Source organism: Novosphingobium sp. HR1a, assembly GCF_015594425.1.
In the GTDB taxonomy this organism is placed as follows: Bacteria; Pseudomonadota; Alphaproteobacteria; order Sphingomonadales; family Sphingomonadaceae; genus Novosphingobium; species Novosphingobium resinovorum_A.
In genome coordinates this window covers 57,884-73,833 of the sequence record NZ_JABXWS010000047.1, presented here as the reverse complement: position 1 = coordinate 73,833, position 15,950 = coordinate 57,884, and the positions used below count along the sequence as shown (strand labels likewise).

Below are 15,950 nucleotides of genomic sequence, written 5' to 3'. Positions count from 1 at the left end.
GTACGACGCGACGAGTAGNGNGNGNGTTTTCGTATTCCCAGCCCCTCCACCACCCGCTGCGCGGGCGGTCCCCCTCCCCATCGCTGCGCGACAGGGAGGACAAGCGCGAAGGGCGTGGCAGCCTGAACCGCCACGCCCCCGCTGCTCAGGCATCGGTCCTAGAGGGTCTCAGACCGCGCCGAGCGCGTGCTCTCCGGCCTCGCCCTGCTTGATGGGCTTGCCGGTCAGGAGCTTGAAGGCGCCCTTGAGGCCCATTTCCGAAGTCCAGACTTCGGCATCCTCGATCTCGAAACGCAGCATTACGACCGAAGCGTCGGCCTTGCCGGCGGGAAACCATGCCTCGACGGCGTTGTTCCAGTGCTTGTCGCGCACGGCCGGATCGGTTTCCTCGACCAGCGTACCGTCGATGCAGGCGAAGACCTCGTGCCCCCGCGTCATCACCTGACCCATCGCCTTGCCGCCGCCGCCGATGCGGTTGTCACGCTTGGTGAAGAACCAGATCGCGTGATGGGCGTCCTTGTCGAGCTGTGCCGTCATCGGCTCGGCGTGGGCATGTCCGCCCTGAAGGCTCATCATGATGAACGGGCTGGTCTGGAACGCTTTCCAGAAATGCTCGCGGATGTCCTTGTCCATGGTCCGTCTCCGTTATGGTTGATCGAGAAGGCAACGCGCCGCCGGGATCGGGCGTTCCCCCGCGTTCGCCGCAGGGGAGGCCCGAGCCGGCGTATTGCCGGCTTTATTCGCGCGCATCGCCGGGCAGTTCCTTTTCGGCCGTCGCCAGTTCCTTCGGCTTGCGCTTCTCGAACACTTCGGCGAGTTCCTTCTCGGTTTCGGCCGAGAGCTTTTCCGCCGCTTCGGGGAACATCTCCTCCTCTTCCTCGTCGATGTGGTGGAGGTAGCGGTGGCGCATTTCCTTGAACTTGGTCAGCCACGCGGACGAACTCATGTCGATCTCGAACAGTTCGCCGAGGAAGTCGTCGATTTCCTTGTGCTCGGACACCGAGTGGCGGGCCTCGTCGCGCAGGTCCGGGTTGCCGAGCATCGTCGCGTAGAGCGATTCCTCCTCGGCGGCGGCGTGGGCCTGGAGTTCCTTGCGCAAGGCTTCGAACAGGTCCTTGCGCTCGTCGCTGGCGCCCTGAGTCTCGCCGAGCTGCTCGAGGAGCTTGCGATGCTTGTCGTGGTCGGCCTTGAGATCGCGGAAGATGCGTGCGTCTGCCATGGGTGTCTCCTGTGGTTTGTCTTTGCAGGAAGGAACGGCGGGATCGCGTTCCGGTTTCCGACAACCCGTTTGCCCCCCCGTGCGTTCTCGAAAGGGAGAGACAACGGACAAGACCCCATGCTGATGACGCGCCAGACGATTTCGCGCCTGAAATTCGCCGATGACGGCGCCCCCGGAATCACCCGCAAGCCGGTGCGCGGCAGCAAGTGGGCCTACTTCGATGCGGACGGAGCGCGGATAAAGGATCGCCTCGAGATCGACCGGCTCAACGCCATCGCCCTGCCGCCCGCCTACGAGCGGTGCTGGTTCTCGGCCGACCCCGATGTCCACCTGCTGGCGACGGGCTACGACGCGTGCGGGCGCAAGCAGTATCGCTATCATCCCGACTGGCGCCAGTCGCGCGAGACGATGAAGTTCGACCGCTGCGCCCTGTTCGGCGAGGCGCTGCCGGTGCTGCGGGCGCGGGTGGACGCGGACATCGCTTCACGCAAGCTGACGCGCGAGCGGGCGATCGCCTCGGTCGTGGCGCTGCTCGATACCGGGGCGATCCGGGTGGGGAACGAGTGCTACGCCAAGGCCAACAAGAGCTTCGGCGCGACCACCCTGCGCAACCGGCACGCGAAGATAGAGCGCGGCGCGCTGATGCTGCGCTTCAAGGGCAAGTCGGGCAAGCTGCAGCAGATCACCTGCGACGATCCCGGCCTCGTGCGCTGTGTGCGCAAGATGCAGGACCTGCCCGGCCAGCACTTGTTCCAGTACGTCGACGAGGAGGGCGAGGCGATTCCCGTCCACAGCCACGACGTCAACGCATACCTTGCCGAGACGATGGGCGAGGGCTTCACCGCCAAGCACTTCCGGACATGGGCGGCGAGTACGATGGCCTTCGCGATGCTGGTCGGGAACCCCGGCCTGTCATTGCGGGCGATGCTGGACGAGGTTGCGCAGTGCCTCGGCAATACGCCCGCGATCGCGCGGAAGTCCTACGTCCACCCGGACGTGATCGCGGCGGCCAAGGGCGATCGGGGCGCACCCGAGGTGCCCGAAAGCCTGCCGCGCAAGACCCGCTGGATGAGCCGCGAGGAGCGCGGGTTGCTGGCGTTTCTCACTTCGTCGTCCCAGACTTGATCCGGGACCGGTGGCTGTCTTTAGGCGCGTCATGTCGCGGGGGCTTCGACAAGCTCAGCCTGACCCTTCGACAAGCTCAGGGTGAGCGGAGTTAGTGTAATGCCTCTCAAACCCGCTCAGGCTGAGCTTGTCGAAGCCCCCGCAGTCTCAGCGCGACGACGTCCGGTAAGCCCCCAATGTTCCGATCAGCACCAGCACGCCGACGAGCGCCACGCCCGAGCAAGCAAGCGCAAGATCGGAATTCCCGGTCGCGTCCACCATCCACCCGAACAGCGGCGGACCGAACGCGGCGCCGAGGCTGAACAGGCCAAGGATGGCGCCGTAGGTCGCTCCGTAGTTCTCCAGTGCGGCGTAGCGGCTGGTGAAATAGGCGAGCATGTCCACTTCCGCTCCGGCCGCGAGGCCGAGCAGCAGCGCGGCCGGGATCGCGGGGCCGTCGAGCCACAGGATCACGCAGGCGATCACCGGCGAAGTCAGGAACAGCACCGCCACGCGCGGGGCGTGGAAGCGGTCGAACAGCCAGCCGACGAAAGCGCGGGCGAAGACCACCGCGATGCCGATGAAGGCGGCCACTCCGGCGGCCGGCGCGGGCGGCACCCCCCGGTCCACCAGCATCGGCACGAGATGGACGATCAGAGCCGCGACGATGACGCCCAGCAGGAAGCCGATCAGGGCGATTTGCAGCGTCTTGCGGGTGATCTCGATGCTGCCGCGCTCGCGCTTCTCGGCGGCGACGCGCTCTCCGCGCCCGGTCAGGAGGCTGACGGGGATGCCGATCACGGCGATGACGATGGCGATGGCATGAAGGCCGGTGCGCCAGCCCTGCGCCGCGATCACCGGGCCGAGCAATGCGGGCGCGAGGATCGCCGCCATGCCGGAGCCCGTCAGCATCAGCCCCAATGCGAAGCCGCGCCCGGCATCGAAGCGCAGCGAGACGACGCGCGCCCAGATCGCCGGGGTCGTCCCGCAGCCCGCCAGAGAGACGAGCAGCCACAGGCCGTACCACGCGGTCAGCGACGGCCCGGTCTCGGCCAGCGCCACTAGGGCAAGCGGCGTGGCCAGATAGCTGGCGATGGCGATGGTGCGGTTGCCGAAGCGGTCGGCAAGGCGCCCCACGACAGGGGCGGAGAGGAAGATGCCCAGTTGCTGGAACGTCGCCGCGCCCGAGACTTCGGCGCGGGTCCAGCCGAACTCGGCCTGAAGCGGCGTCACGAACAGCCCCAGTGCGTAGAACCCCACGCCCATCATCCCCACCCCGATCGCCAGCGCGGCGGCAAGGACGGTCGGCCATCCGGCGGCCAGTTCGCTGCGGGCGGTAAGCGAGGGTGACGCAAGGGTGCTCATGGTCGCAGTGGTGCCATGGATCGGCGCGGTTGTGCAGATGCGAGATGGCGGGAAGTCGCAGGGCGAATATCCGTGCGGCGTGTGCGGCGGGGGCTTCGACAGGCTCAGCCTGAGCGGAATTGATAGGGCATTACGCTACTCCCGCTCACCCTGAGCTTGTCGAAGGGTCAGGCACAGCCTCTCGAAGCCCCATCGGCAAAGCGCGCCCCTTACCTACGAAGGAATTGGAAACCCGCGCGTCCCGCAGTAAGGAACGCGCATGAACCAGGCACGCATTCTCGTCATCACCACCGGCGGCACCATCGACAAGCAGTACTTCGACGCGCTGAGCGAGTACCAGATCGTCGAGAGCGTGATCGGCAAGCTGCTGGCCACCGCCCGCGTGGCGCATCCGTTCCGCGTCGTCGAACTGCTGCGCAAGGACAGCCTCGAACTCACCGACGAGGACCGCGCGCTGATCGCCGCGACGGTCGCCGGGGCGCCGGAAAGCCATGTCGTCATCACCCATGGCACCGACACCATGACCGACACCGCCGCCGCGCTCGCCCATATCGAGGGCAAGACCGTCGTGATGTGCGGAGCCATGCAGCCCGCCCGTTTCGCCGAGAGCGACGCGGCATTCAACCTGGGCATGGCGTTCGGCTGCTGCCAATCGGCCGGCCCGGGCATCTGGATCACCATGAGCGGCACCGTGTTCGACGCGCTGAAGGTCCGCAAGGACCGCGAGGCAGGCAAGTTCGTCGCGCGCTGAGGGCAGTTCTTGGGTATTTGACGTCGTCATTCCCGCGAAGGCGGGAACCCATCTCCTGACGTTTCGTGTTGCACTGGCATCAGATGGGTCCCCGCTTTCGCGGGGATGACGAAAGTGCTGCGCGCGGCCCCGAGCGCATGGACAGCGGCCGCTCTCACACAAATTTAACCACTGCAATCGTTGCGACAGGCCGGGTCTAGGGACAGCTCCCTAGGTCTGGCTTCGCAGGTCGATAACCGCCCCGGTGTACCCCTCGTCGGGTACGGGGGCCGCAGCGCGGTTTCCGGCGCTCCACCCGGAGGCCGTGGCTGCAACGAAGTTCAAGCTCGTTCGGCATCACGTCTCCCGCAGGACAGGACACGCGATGCTGGCGACGCCGATGACGACAACCGACATCCACGCGCCGCTGGTCCATGCCCCGATCGCCGCGCTGATCGTCGATGCGGCGGGCGTGGTCGCCTTCGGCAATGCCGCTGCCGCCTCGCTGCTGGCCGAGCCCGATGCCGAGGCGCTGCGCAACAGCCTGTTCTTCATGTGGTTCGCCGAAGACGATGCCGAGACGCTGCGGCAGATGTTCGAGGTCTTCTTCAAGGTTTCGATGGAGACGCGCGGCACCTGGTCGCGCCAGATGGTGCTGCACGGCGCCGACGGTTCGCGCCCGACCGTCACGATGACCCTTGCGCCCGTCGCGGGCGAGGAGGGCGACCGCGCGGTCGTCTACTTGCGCAACATGACGCGCGAGATCACCGCCGAGCGCCGCTTCACCCAGATGTTCGAAAGCATGCCGCTGGGCGTGGTGGTGGTGGACGGCAAGGGCCGGATCGCGCAGGCCAACGCCATGCTTGCGGTCCAGTTCGGATGGAAGGTGGAGCAGATGATCGGCCAGCCGATCGACATGCTGCTGCCCGAGCGATACCGCGCAAGGCACGGCGAGCAGATCTCCGGATACGCGGCCGCCCCCAAGTCGCGCCTCATGGGCGGCGACCGCGACGTCACCGCGCTGCACCGCCACGGGCGCGAGTTTCCCGTCGAGATCGCGCTCACCAAATTCGAGAGCAGCGCCCAGCCGCTCTACATGGCGATCGTCAGCGACATTTCGCACCGCAAGCGCTCCGAACGCGCGCTGCAGCAGACCAATGCGCAGCTGGAGGAGTTCACCTATGTCGCCAGCCACGACTTGCGCTCGCCGCTGCGGGGTATCGCCGACCTGGTAAGCTGGATCCGCGAAGACCTCGAAGGCACCGAACTGCCCGAGGACGTGGTGCACAACTTCGACCGCATCGCCCAGCGCATCGAGCGCTCCGAGCAGATGATCGACGACCTGCTGGCTTACGCCCGCGCCGGGGTGCGCGATTCCCGCATGCACCGCATCGATCCGCACGAACTGGTCGAGGAAGCGCTGGAACTGACGGCGATTCCCGAGGGGTTCGAGGTCGATGTCGACGTGCAGGGCGGCGACATCGTCGCCCCGCGTGCGCCGCTTTCCACTTCGCTGCGCAACCTGCTGTCCAACGCGGTCAAGCACCACGGCGGCAAGGAAGGCCACATCCGCATCGCCGTGCGCGAGGAGGGGCGCTTCACCGTCTTCACGGTGGAGGACGACGGGCAGGGCATCCCGCCCGGCAACGAGGACCGCATCTTCAAGCTGTTCCACCGCGCCTCGCCGGGGACCGACGGCGACGGGGTGGGGCTCGCCTTCACGCGCCGCATGATCAACGCCCATGGGGGCATGGTGACCGTCCAGGGCCGGGGTCCCCTCGGCGGCGCCAGGTTCGAAGTCCACTGGCCCCGCATACTTCTGCGAGAGAACGAAGATGATGATTGATCTGGTCGCACCCCGATCCGCACCAAAGAAAACTGCCAACTACAACGACGTGACCGTGCTGCTGGTGGATGACGATGACGTCGCGCGCGAAGGCGTGCTGCGCTCATTCCGCAAATACGAGGTGCCTTGCCGCACCGTCACGGCGGGTGACGGCGGGGAAGCGCTGGCGATCCTCACCGGCCGCCATCCGGACAAGCAGATAGAAACGCCGGTGATCGTGCTGCTGGACCTCAACATGCCGGGCATGGACGGTTTCCAGTTCCTCGACGCCCTGCGCGCCGACCCGGACCTGCGCCGCACGGTGGTCTTCGTACTCTCCACTTCGGCCCGCGATCAGGACCGCAGCCGTGCCTACGACGGGCACGTCGCGGGCTACATGGTCAAGTCCGCCGTCGGTCCGCAGTTCGCTCGCCTCGCCGATTTCATCGGCAAGTATGCTCGCACGCAGGAGCTGCCCTGACGGCGGCCCCCCTCACGCAAGGATTCCTTCCTCCCATGGACCACCTGCACAACGGTACTCAGGACATTCACGCGCTGATCGTCGATGACGACGACGTCGACCGGGAGAAATTGCTGCGCCTGCTGCGCCGCGTTCCCCGCAACATCACCGTGGAGCAGGCCGCCTCACAGGCCGAGGCGCTGGACATGATCCGCGATCCGCAGGCGCATTTCGACATCGTCTTTCTCGACTTCGGCCTGAAGGACGGCGACGGGCGCGACCTGCTGCCCGAGATCCGTGCCGAGATCGACCCCGACGTGCCGATCATCGCCGTCACCGGCCATACCGACGAGCAGATCGCGGCGGACTCGATCAAGTCGGGCATGACCGAGTTCCTGTCCAAGCGCTCGCTCTCGCCCGAGCGGGTCGCGGCCTCGGTCGAGGAGGGGATCGCCTGGCGCAAGTACCGGCAGGACATGCGCCGCGCGGAGGAGGAACTGACGCACCGCTCGCTCCACGATCCGCTGACCGACCTGCCCAACCGCACGCTGTTCGCCGACAGGCTCTCGCAGGCCTGCGCGCGGGCGCGGCGCAGCGGCGATCCGTTCGCGGTGATGATGATCGACCTCGACCGCTTCAAGGAGATCAACGACAGCCTCGGCCATGCGGCGGGCGATGCGGTGCTGATCACGCTGGGCCGCCGCATGCGCGAGCACTTGCGCGAGGTGGACACGATCGCGCGGCTGGGCGGGGACGAGTTCGCGGTGCTGCTGCAGAACGTCGACGGCGAGGAGTCCGCGCTGGCCGTCGCCACCAAGCTGACCGAGCTGATCGAGCAGCCGATCGTCCACGACGGGCGGCTGCTCTACGTCGGCGCCTCGATGGGTATTTCGCTGTGCCCGCAGCTCGGCTTCTCGCCCGACGGGCTGACGGAAGCCGCCGACGAGGCGATGTACGAGGCCAAGCGCGGGGCCGAGAAGGCGGTGATCGCACGCGGCGAACAGCGCCGCCCGGTCCGCGCCGACGAGCGCACGCTGCTCCACGACATCGAGGACGCGATGGGCGCGCGGGCGTTCAACTGGCACTGGCAACCCAAGGTGGACATGCGTTCGGGCCAGGTGCTCGGCTTCGAGGCGCTGGTGCGCTGGACGCACCCCGACAACGGCCCGGTGCCCGCCGATGCGCTGATCGAGACGGTGGAGCAGTCGCACTTGCTGGAGGACTTCACGTACCTGACGCTCGACACCGTGCTGGGCCAGTACGCGCGGCTGGAGCCGGGGCTGGACGGTGCGGGCATCTCGATCAACGTCTCGGCGCGGATGCTGGAGCGGCCGGGCTTCGTCGGCCATGTGGTGGAATCCATCCGCAGGCACGGGGTCGATCCCGCGCATGTCGTGCTCGAACTTACCGAGACCGCGCTGATCGCTCACCCCTCGCAGGCCAAGCGGGTGATCGAGCAGTTGCAGGACCACGGCGTTTCGCTCTCGATCGACGATTTCGGCGCGGGGTTCACCTCGTTCGGCTACTTGCGCGAGTTCGCGGTGCGCGAGATCAAGATCGACCGCTCCTACATCGCGCGCTTTACCGAGAGCCGGTTCGACCAGTCGCTGGTGACCTCACTGGTGGTGCTGTGCGACTGCCTCGGCATTCCGCTGGTGGCCGAGGGGGTGGAGAACCCGGAGACGCAGGCGATGCTGGTGGCGATGGGCTGCACTTGCGGCCAGGGCTACGGCATCTGCCGCCCGATGCCTTACGAGGACGTGCGCGGCTGGGTCGACGGCTGGAATGCCACGCATGGGGAGCAGCGGATGCGGGCGTGAGGGCTACTCGTCAGCCTCCGGAGCCAGCTGCTGGGGAATATCTCGCCGGGCATCGAGCACGCGCCAGACGTCGATGTGGTCGGGCTGTTCGATATAGAACACGATCTGCGGGAAGTTCCGCAGGCGGCGATGACGCAGCCCGGGCACGTCGAGTTCATGGGCATAGCGTGGTGAGCCGATGCCCGGGTGCTCGCCGATGGTGCGATAGGCCGCCTGCAGCGCGTCGATGAAATCGAGCACAACCGGGGCCCCCGCATCGCGCATGTAGTGATCGATGGTGTCCCGGACGTCGAGATGAGCCCGTTCGCGCGGGACTACGGGCTTGGCGGTCATTCCGAGTGGCGGACCCGGCTTCTCAAATCCTGAAAGTAGGCATCGTCCGCCGTTGCACCTGGAGCGGATCGGGCACCGTCAAGCAGCAGGTCGCGCAAGGACTGGCGGTCCTGTTCCTTGCGGATCAGGTCACGCACATACTCGCTGCTGCTGTCGTAGCCGCCGCCGGAAACCTGCCGATCGACGAACTGCTTGAGCGGTTCCGTAAGCGAGATGTTCATCGTGGTCATCCCGTAAAATCTACGCCCATGGCAGAGTTTGGCAAGGGGCTCCTACCGCCCCTTGATCACCCGCCCGATCGCCGAGCGCACGTCGCGTTCGCCGTAGGGTTTGGTCACTACCGGAACGCTCTTGAACGCGCCGGACTGCAGCGAGCGTTCGCCGTAGCCGCTGGCGAAGATGAAGGGGATCGCCCGCGCTTCCAGTTCGTGGGCCACCGCCTCGCTGGTATCCTTGCCGAGGTTCACGTCGAGCATCGCGAAGCTCACGTCGGAGCCTTCGAGAATGCCCAGCGCGGCGTTGACGGAGCCCGCGATGCGGCAGTCGGTGAAGCCGAAGCCGCGCAGCACGTCTTCCGCCTCCATGGCAATGATCACATTGTCCTCGACGATCAGCGCCGCGCCGGAGCCCAGTTCCTTGGTGAACTCGGCGGGTTGCGGAGGCTCGCTCACCGGCTCGCGCAGGACCGCGCCGGGGGTCTCGAAGCCGGAGATATGGTCGGAGGGGATCAGGAACAGCGCGTGCAATCCGTCCACCGGGTAGATCACCGAGGCCGAGCCGCCCAGTTCGTGCGGAATCGTGCGCTCTATGATGGTCGAGCCGAAGCCGCGCCGGGTGGGTTCCCGGACCGGCGGACCGCCTTCCTCGCGCCAGTCGATCTCCAGTGCGCCGTCGTCGCTGCGGTTCAGCGTCACGGTGACTTGCCCGTGCGAATCCGACAGCGCGCCGTACTTGCACGAATTGGTCATCAGTTCATGGATCACCAGCGCCAGCGTGGTGAAGGCGGCGGGGGCGATCAGCGCGTCCGGCCCGTCGATCACCACCCGGTCCAGCGAGTGGCTGGCATAGGCGTCGGTCTCGGTGCGGATCAGGTCGTAGAGCGAGGAGGGCGACCAGTCCTTGCGCGTCACCTGATCGTGTGCGCGGGCGAGGGCGTGGATGCGGCTGCCGACGATCTCGGCGAACTCGTCGATCGTGCGCGCGCCTTCCTTGCTCTGGGCGACGAGGCCGCGGATCAGGTTGAGGATGTTGCGAACGCGGTGGTTCAGTTCCGCGATCAGCATGTCCTGCTGCTGGCTGGCCTGCTCGCGCTCGACGTTGGCGGCGTCCGACAGGCGCAGCACGACTTCGAGAAGGGTGATGCGCAGCGCTTCGGCGGAAGAGACTTCCTCGTCGGTCCAGGGACGCGAATAGCCGCGCCGCTCCTCGCGCCAGATCTCGAAGCTCTTGCGCGGGGTCAGGCGCGCGCCGTTGGGGCCGAGTTCGATGGCCTTTTCGGGATTGCCCGCCCACTTCACCTCACGCACCGCCTCGCCCCGGAACAGGACGATGTAGTCGCGCGGGGAACGGCTGACCGGCAGGGCCAGCAGGCCCGATGCCTTGTCCGCCCATTCCGCCGCAGGCGGGTAGACCGCGGAAATGTTGTCCGATGCCCAGACCGTGCTGGCCCCGGCGGTGTTGAGGAACCGCGCGAGGGTGGCGAACTGCGTCTGATCGGGCACCGCGCCGTGGCCGATGAAGCGGCCGTCCACCCAGCCGACGACGCCGTCGAAGGGGATCACCTGCCGGATCGAATCGGTGAAGTCGTCGAAGGCTTCCAGCAGCGATCCGCCGCCGGCGACGCGGGCCATGATCTCGTCGTGGAGGCGCATCGATTCCGCGCGCTTCTCGGTCGAGAAATCGGTCTCCTTCTGCTCCAGCAGGTAGGAGAAGAATTCGCCGAACAGCTCGCTCGCGGTGCGTACCGAATAGGACAGCGTCAGCGGCGAATAGTGGTGGCAGGCCATCAGCCCCCACAGCTTGCCGCGCCGCATGATCGAGACCGACATCGACGCCTTCACGCCCATGTTGCGCAAGTATTCGATGTGGATCGGCGACACCGCGCGCAGGCCCGACATCGACAGGTCGAGCGGATCGCCGTTGGGATTGGTCGCGGGGATGATCGGCACCGTCGGGTCGTCGACGTCGCTGATGATGCGCAGCAGGTTGCGGGTGTAGAGCTTGCGCGCCTGCGCTGGAATGTCGGACGAGGGGAAGTGCTGGCCCTTGAAGCTGTCGACCATGCCGTTCAGGCTCTCGGCGATGACTTCGCCCGCGCCGTCGCCCTCGAAGCGGTAGACCATCACCCGGTCGAAGCCGGTGAGGCCGCGCAGATGGCGCGCGGCGCTGGAGCACAGCTGCTCGATGGAGGGCGACTGGCGGAGCCGCTCGATCATCGGGCGCACGTAGGAAACGAAGTCGCGGCGCTTGCCGCCTTCGTGGGGTTCGATCTCCAGGATGAAGGAGCGGCCGGAATTGTGCACGGCGACGTCGAAGACGCGGCCGTCGCCGATCAGGTCCACCTCGAACATGCGCTCTACGGTGCCCGCGCTGCCGAGGATCTGCAGGCGCGTGCGGATGTCGTGCAGGGCTTCCTGCGACAGGAACTCGGTGGCGGAAAGGCCGACGAGATCGCGTGCGTCGCGGCCGAACAGGTCGGTGCAGTTCACCGAGACGTGGTTGATGATCCAGTCGCTGGAGAACGACAGCAGCCAGCCGAAGCTCTGGATGCGGCCGATGATGTGGATCGGCTCGAGGTCGCAGGTGGACAGGTCTACCTGGTGCATCGCGTCAGCCATCGACACGCGCCGCGAGGCCGGCACTGGCGGCGAATGCGCGCGAGAACGTCTCGAACGCGGCGAGGGCGGCGGTGCGCAGCGCCTCCGCCTGATCGGGCGCATACGCGCGGGTCCGCAGGACCGGGACAAGCGCCTTCCACGCGTCGTGGCCGCGCCCGTCGCTCATGTAGGCGGAGCGGAAGCCCTTCGACTCGCCCCAGTAGCCGCGCTGGCGGATGACCACGAGGCCAAGGCGCGAGCCGGAGACGACATAGGCGATGCCTGCCTCGCCGCCCGCCGCATCGAGCCCGGCAGGCGTCTCGATAGAGGGCACGGCATCGACGCCGAGAGCATCGAGATCGGCGCGCAGCATGGCCGGATAGTCCGGGCATTCGAGGCCGAGTTCGTTCTCCAGAAAGCTCCGGAACGCGGGGAACATCGGCTCCAGCCCGGCGGCGTGCGCGGCAAGGAAGCGCCCGAGCCCGTCGCGGGTCATCAGGTTCAGCGCGCCGAAGGATGCGTCCAGCCGCTCGTGAGAGGGGCCGGTCGCTTCGCGCAGCACGGTCAGCATGTCGGGCATTACGGGCGATCCGAGGGCGTCTTGCATGATTATCCGAATAAGGCCGCGAGGGCCGTTTGCAAGCGGACCGACAAGGCACGCCTAGGTCCGGGAACAGATGATCCCGGATAATGTTCCTGAGTAACACATAGCATCTCTGAAACGGACGGTCTGTTCACTTATGACCGCATCCTGGAACCGTAGGCCCTTGGCTGGGTTGTCGTTTCCGGACGGCGCAGGATTGCGACCCCTTGCGTCGGCCCTTCCGGTCGTCACGCCCATGCGTCACGCCGAGCCGCCCAAGGAGCACAAATGAGCACGATCCCGCAGACAAGCCCGGTTTCCGCCGCCGCGATCGCCGGCAGCGACCTGCTCACGGCGCTGCGGCAGGACGACTTCGCGCTGATCGAGCCTAAGCTGGGCGAGTGCCGGTTGAAGTCGGGCGAAATCATCTACCAGCCCGGCGACAGCGTCGATTACTGTTATTTTCCGACCGGCGGCGCGATGTGTTCCTACTTCGTCGAGATGGAGGACGGCACGGCGGTCGAAACCATCCTCGTGGGCCGCGAAGGGGCGCTGGGCGGGATCGTCAGCCACGGTTCGCTTCCGGCCTATGCGCGGGCCAACGTGCTGCACGACGGGGTGTTCCTGCGCATCGCCTCGCGCGATATCGAGGCGGCCAAGGAGCGCTCGCCCGCGATTGCGCATCTTTTCGCACGCTATGCCGATTGCGTGATGGCGCAGGTGTTCCAGTCGATCGCCTGCAATGCCGTCCACACGATCGAGCAGCGCGCGGCGAAGTGGCTCTCGGCGGCCGTCGACCGGATCGGGCGCAACGACGTGACGATGACGCAGGAGCAGCTCGCCTCGATGATGGGCATCGGCCGCAGCTACGCCAGCCGGGTGCTGCAGCGTTTCAAGCGCGACGGTATGGTGCGCACCCGTCGCGGCGGCATCGAGGTGCTCGACCGCGAAGGGCTGAAGAACCGTGCCTGCGCCTGCAACGACCAGGTCGAGGGGCATTTCCGCCGCGTGCTCGGGGATGTGTACCCCAAGGAGGGATAGGGTCCGCGCGACGGGCCGTTTTAGGTCATCGTCGCAATACGGTCAGGATAACGCCATCGATATGCCATCGAACTGGCACTTTCACGTCATGAATGGCCCCTAGCACTCGCCCTCGCGACCAATAAGGGGGCAATATCCATGACCGAGATGAATCCGGTCACCGCCTATACGGACGGTGACGTCGATACCAATGAATCCACGCAGCGCTCGCTGGAGAGCATGGCGGCGGAGCGCTATTCGCGCCGCTCGGCGATGTTCCGCGGCGCCGGTGCCACCACGATGGCCTTCATGGGCACCAGCCTTCTCGCCGCCTGCGGTGACGACGGCGAAGGCGGCAGCATCGGCGGCGCCGTTTCCGTCTCGGCGGGCAGCAGCGTCGCCACCAGCGCGGGCCGCGTCGTCACGCTGACCGGCACCGTCTCCGGCAACGGCCAGGATGCGGGCTGGAACCAGCGCACCGGACCCGAAGTCGCGCTGATGGGCAGCGGCGCGACCGTGACCTTCATCGCGCCTGCCGTTGCGGCCGCCACCGATCTCGTCTTCCAGTTCAGCGCCAAGCCGCTGATCGGCGAGGCCGTGACCGCGACCACCACCGTGCGCGTCTCGCCCGCAGTGCTCGGCTTCACCGCCGTCGCCCACTCGCTGAGCGACGTCGCGATGGTTCCGGAAGGCTACTCGGTCACGATCATGACCCGCCTCGGCGACCCGATCGCCGCCGGTGTCTCGGCTTATGCCAACGACGGCAGCGACGCCGACTTCGACAAGCGTATCGGCGACCACCACGACGCGCTGCACTACTTCGGCCTCTCGGCTTCGGGCACGCCTGACCGCAACAGCTCGACGCGCGGCCTGATGGTCCAGAACCACGAGAACATCACCGAGACCTACCTGCACCCGGCCGGTCCCAGCGCCGCGCCGCGCCCGCTGGCCGAAGCGCTCAAGGAGATCGAGTGCCACGGCGTCTCGGTCGTCGAGTATGTCGACGGCGGCAACCGCAAGTGGACCTACAAGCAGGACAGCACCTTCAACCGCCGCATCACCCCCAACACGCCGATGTCGTTCCACGGCCCGGCGGCGGGTTCGGCGTTCCTCGTCACCGCCTACTCGAAGGATGGCACCGCCGGTCGCGGCACCATCAACAACTGCGCCAACGGCGTTACCGGCTGGAACACCAACCTCACCTGCGAAGAGAACTACGCGGGCTATTTCCGCCGCGATGCGGCTGACGACGCCAAGCGCACCCCGGCCGAACTGGCCTCGCTGCGGCGCAACGGCATCACCAGCCGCTCGGGCAACTACAGCTGGTCGACCGCGTCGAGCACCGACACGCGCTTCACCCGCTGGAACGCGACGATCACCGGGGCCGCCGCAACCGACGACTTCCGCTACGAGCCGAACCAGTACGGCTGGGTGGTCGAGATCGACCCGTACAACCCCACCTCGACCCCGCGCAAGCGCACCGCGCTGGGCCGCTTCGGCCACGAAGGCGCTTTCGTGCGTATCGCCGCCGGGCAGAAGCTGGGCGCCTACATGGGCGACGATTCGCGCGGCGAATACCTCTACAAGTTCGTCTCGAACGAGACCTGGGCCGCTGCCGATGCCGACGCCACCGACCGCCTTGCGGTGGGTGACAAGTACCTCGACGCCGGTACGCTCTACGTCGCCCGCTTCAACGCGGACGGCACCGGCACCTGGCTGCCGCTGGTCTACAGCCCGACCTTCCCGAAGCGTCCGGCAAGCGGCACCTACCCCGAGTACACCTTCACCAGCCAGGCCGACATCTGCGTCAACACCCGCTTCGCCGCCGACGCGGTAGGCGCGACGCCGATGGACCGCCCGGAATGGACCGTGGGCAACCCGGTCACCGGTGAAATCTACCTGACGCTGACCAACTCGAACAATTCGTTCCGCCCGGTCACCGGCACCAACGCTGCCAACCCGCGCTCGTACAACGACCCCAAGGGTCCGTCGAACTCGGCACAGACCGGCAACCCGAACGGCCACATCGTGCGTCTGCGCGAAGACGGCGACACCACCAGCGCCACGACGTTCAAGTGGGACATCTACCTCTTCGGTGCCGACTCCACCGATGCTGACCCCACCAACGTCAACATCTCGGGCCTCACCACCGCGAACGATTTCTCGAGCCCGGACGGCGCGTACTTCTCGCGTTCGACCAACCCCTCGGGCCAGATCAATCCGCTGATGTGGATCGAGACCGACGACGGCGCGCTGACCGACCGCACCAACTGCATGCTGCTCGCCGCGATCCCCGGTCACGTCGGTGACGGCGGCGCCTACACGGTGAACAACGCGGGCAACACGCAGAACACCTTTGTCGGCGCCAAGGCGACCGCGGCCAACCTGCGCCGCTTCCTCGTCGGCCCGGTCGAGTGCGAGATCACCGGCATCGACCAGACGCCGGACGGCCGCACCCTGTTCGTGGGCATCCAGCACCCTGGCGAGGGCGGCTCCTACTCGGCGCCGACCAGCCACTGGCCGTACTCGCAGGACGGCAGCACGCCGGCCGCCAGCGTGCGTCCGCGTTCGGCGCTGATCGCGATCACCAAGAACGACGGTGGCGTGATCGGTCTCTGATCGAAGCTCCCCTCGGGGAGAATGCCCTGAGGGAGAATGCAGGGGAGGGGGCGCCG

Annotated in this window: 14 protein-coding genes; 7 read left to right on the top strand and 7 right to left on the bottom strand. The window is 67.0% G+C overall.

Features of this window, described 5'->3' with window-relative positions; translation table 11 throughout:
* Positions 1-168 precede the first annotated feature (168 nt).
* Together HWN72_RS12270 and HWN72_RS12265 are read right to left on the bottom strand one after the other, a co-directional pair.
* On the bottom strand, positions 169-633 hold the full coding sequence (locus HWN72_RS12270) for a pyridoxamine 5'-phosphate oxidase family protein (RefSeq protein WP_008833644.1): 465 nt from the start codon (positions 631-633) through the stop codon (positions 169-171).
* Positions 634-736: 103 nt separating this feature from the next.
* Positions 737-1,219 carry a hemerythrin domain-containing protein gene (locus HWN72_RS12265; RefSeq protein ID WP_008833645.1) on the bottom strand — a complete coding sequence of 161 codons (483 nt, stop codon included), beginning with the start codon at positions 1,217-1,219 and terminating at the stop codon, positions 737-739.
* Positions 1,220-1,336: 117 nt separating this feature from the next.
* Between HWN72_RS12265 and HWN72_RS12260 the strand changes: the two genes are divergently transcribed.
* A complete protein-coding gene (locus HWN72_RS12260; protein ID WP_211150387.1) occupies positions 1,337-2,344 on the top strand; it encodes a DNA topoisomerase IB in 1,008 nt (335 codons plus the stop codon).
* A 147-nt stretch (positions 2,345-2,491) separates the two neighbouring features.
* Here the strand turns inward: HWN72_RS12260 and HWN72_RS12255 are convergent, their stop codons facing one another.
* Positions 2,492-3,688, bottom strand: coding sequence for an MFS transporter (locus tag HWN72_RS12255; RefSeq protein WP_211150386.1), 1,197 nt, complete (start codon positions 3,686-3,688; stop codon positions 2,492-2,494).
* A gap of 259 nt (positions 3,689-3,947) precedes the next feature.
* On the opposite strand from HWN72_RS12255, the gene HWN72_RS12250 reads away from it, so the two are divergent.
* From HWN72_RS12250 to HWN72_RS12235, 4 genes are all read left to right on the top strand, one after another.
* Positions 3,948-4,439 (top strand): asparaginase domain-containing protein, encoded by a 492-nt coding sequence (locus HWN72_RS12250; protein ID WP_211150385.1) that lies wholly within the window; start codon positions 3,948-3,950, stop codon positions 4,437-4,439.
* 364 nt (positions 4,440-4,803) lie between these two features.
* Complete coding sequence (locus HWN72_RS12245) at positions 4,804-6,264, top strand: PAS domain S-box protein (RefSeq protein WP_248005972.1); 1,461 nt, start codon at positions 4,804-4,806, stop codon at positions 6,262-6,264.
* Positions 6,254-6,724 (top strand): response regulator, encoded by a 471-nt coding sequence (locus tag HWN72_RS12240; RefSeq protein ID WP_008831436.1) that lies wholly within the window; start codon positions 6,254-6,256, stop codon positions 6,722-6,724. Before HWN72_RS12245 ends, HWN72_RS12240 begins: the two co-directional genes overlap by 11 nt.
* 35 nt (positions 6,725-6,759) lie before the next feature.
* Entirely contained in the window at positions 6,760-8,523 is a 1,764-nt protein-coding gene (locus HWN72_RS12235; protein WP_008831435.1) for a bifunctional diguanylate cyclase/phosphodiesterase, read from the top strand.
* Between the two features lie 3 nt (positions 8,524-8,526).
* Here HWN72_RS12235 and HWN72_RS12230 read toward each other — a convergent pair whose 3' ends face one another.
* Genes HWN72_RS12230 through HWN72_RS12215 form a run of 4 tightly spaced genes read right to left on the bottom strand, consistent with a single transcriptional unit; the run spans position 8,527 to position 12,279 of the window.
* Positions 8,527-8,856, bottom strand: coding sequence for a type II toxin-antitoxin system RelE/ParE family toxin (locus HWN72_RS12230; protein WP_008831434.1), 330 nt, complete (start codon positions 8,854-8,856; stop codon positions 8,527-8,529).
* Positions 8,853-9,086, bottom strand: coding sequence for a type II toxin-antitoxin system ParD family antitoxin (locus HWN72_RS12225; protein WP_037520419.1), 234 nt, complete (start codon positions 9,084-9,086; stop codon positions 8,853-8,855). The genes HWN72_RS12230 and HWN72_RS12225 overlap by 4 nt, the downstream gene beginning before the upstream one ends.
* A gap of 42 nt (positions 9,087-9,128) precedes the next feature.
* Positions 9,129-11,693 (bottom strand): HWE histidine kinase domain-containing protein, encoded by a 2,565-nt coding sequence (locus tag HWN72_RS12220; RefSeq protein WP_008831432.1) that lies wholly within the window; start codon positions 11,691-11,693, stop codon positions 9,129-9,131.
* On the bottom strand, positions 11,686-12,279 hold the full coding sequence (locus HWN72_RS12215; protein ID WP_248005971.1) for a biliverdin-producing heme oxygenase: 594 nt from the start codon (positions 12,277-12,279) through the stop codon (positions 11,686-11,688). Before HWN72_RS12215 ends, HWN72_RS12220 begins: the two co-directional genes overlap by 8 nt.
* A gap of 264 nt (positions 12,280-12,543) precedes the next feature.
* Between HWN72_RS12215 and HWN72_RS12210 the strand changes: the two genes are divergently transcribed.
* A complete protein-coding gene (locus HWN72_RS12210) occupies positions 12,544-13,296 on the top strand; it encodes a Crp/Fnr family transcriptional regulator (protein WP_008831430.1) in 753 nt (250 codons plus the stop codon).
* A gap of 138 nt (positions 13,297-13,434) precedes the next feature.
* A complete protein-coding gene (locus HWN72_RS12205) occupies positions 13,435-15,894 on the top strand; it encodes a PhoX family phosphatase (protein ID WP_211150384.1) in 2,460 nt (819 codons plus the stop codon).
* The last annotated feature ends 56 nt before the right edge of the window (positions 15,895-15,950 follow it).

Coding starts and splice junctions, on each gene's coding strand:
- HWN72_RS12250 (WP_211150385.1), top strand. CDS start 3,948: ATGAACCAGGCACGCATTCTCGTCATCACCACCGGCGGCACCATCGAC.
- HWN72_RS12255 (WP_211150386.1), bottom strand. CDS start 3,688: ATGAGCACCCTTGCGTCACCCTCGCTTACCGCCCGCAGCGAACTGGCC.
- HWN72_RS12245 (WP_248005972.1), top strand. CDS start 4,804: ATGCTGGCGACGCCGATGACGACAACCGACATCCACGCGCCGCTGGTC.
- HWN72_RS12220 (WP_008831432.1), bottom strand. CDS start 11,693: ATGGCTGACGCGATGCACCAGGTAGACCTGTCCACCTGCGACCTCGAG.
- HWN72_RS12210 (WP_008831430.1), top strand. CDS start 12,544: ATGAGCACGATCCCGCAGACAAGCCCGGTTTCCGCCGCCGCGATCGCC.
- HWN72_RS12215 (WP_248005971.1), bottom strand. CDS start 12,279: ATGCAAGACGCCCTCGGATCGCCCGTAATGCCCGACATGCTGACCGTG.
- HWN72_RS12240 (WP_008831436.1), top strand. CDS start 6,254: ATGATGATTGATCTGGTCGCACCCCGATCCGCACCAAAGAAAACTGCC.
- HWN72_RS12265 (WP_008833645.1), bottom strand. CDS start 1,219: ATGGCAGACGCACGCATCTTCCGCGATCTCAAGGCCGACCACGACAAG.
- HWN72_RS12260 (WP_211150387.1), top strand. CDS start 1,337: ATGCTGATGACGCGCCAGACGATTTCGCGCCTGAAATTCGCCGATGAC.
- HWN72_RS12205 (WP_211150384.1), top strand. CDS start 13,435: ATGACCGAGATGAATCCGGTCACCGCCTATACGGACGGTGACGTCGAT.
- HWN72_RS12230 (WP_008831434.1), bottom strand. CDS start 8,856: ATGACCGCCAAGCCCGTAGTCCCGCGCGAACGGGCTCATCTCGACGTC.
- HWN72_RS12235 (WP_008831435.1), top strand. CDS start 6,760: ATGGACCACCTGCACAACGGTACTCAGGACATTCACGCGCTGATCGTC.
- HWN72_RS12270 (WP_008833644.1), bottom strand. CDS start 633: ATGGACAAGGACATCCGCGAGCATTTCTGGAAAGCGTTCCAGACCAGC.
- HWN72_RS12225 (WP_037520419.1), bottom strand. CDS start 9,086: ATGACCACGATGAACATCTCGCTTACGGAACCGCTCAAGCAGTTCGTC.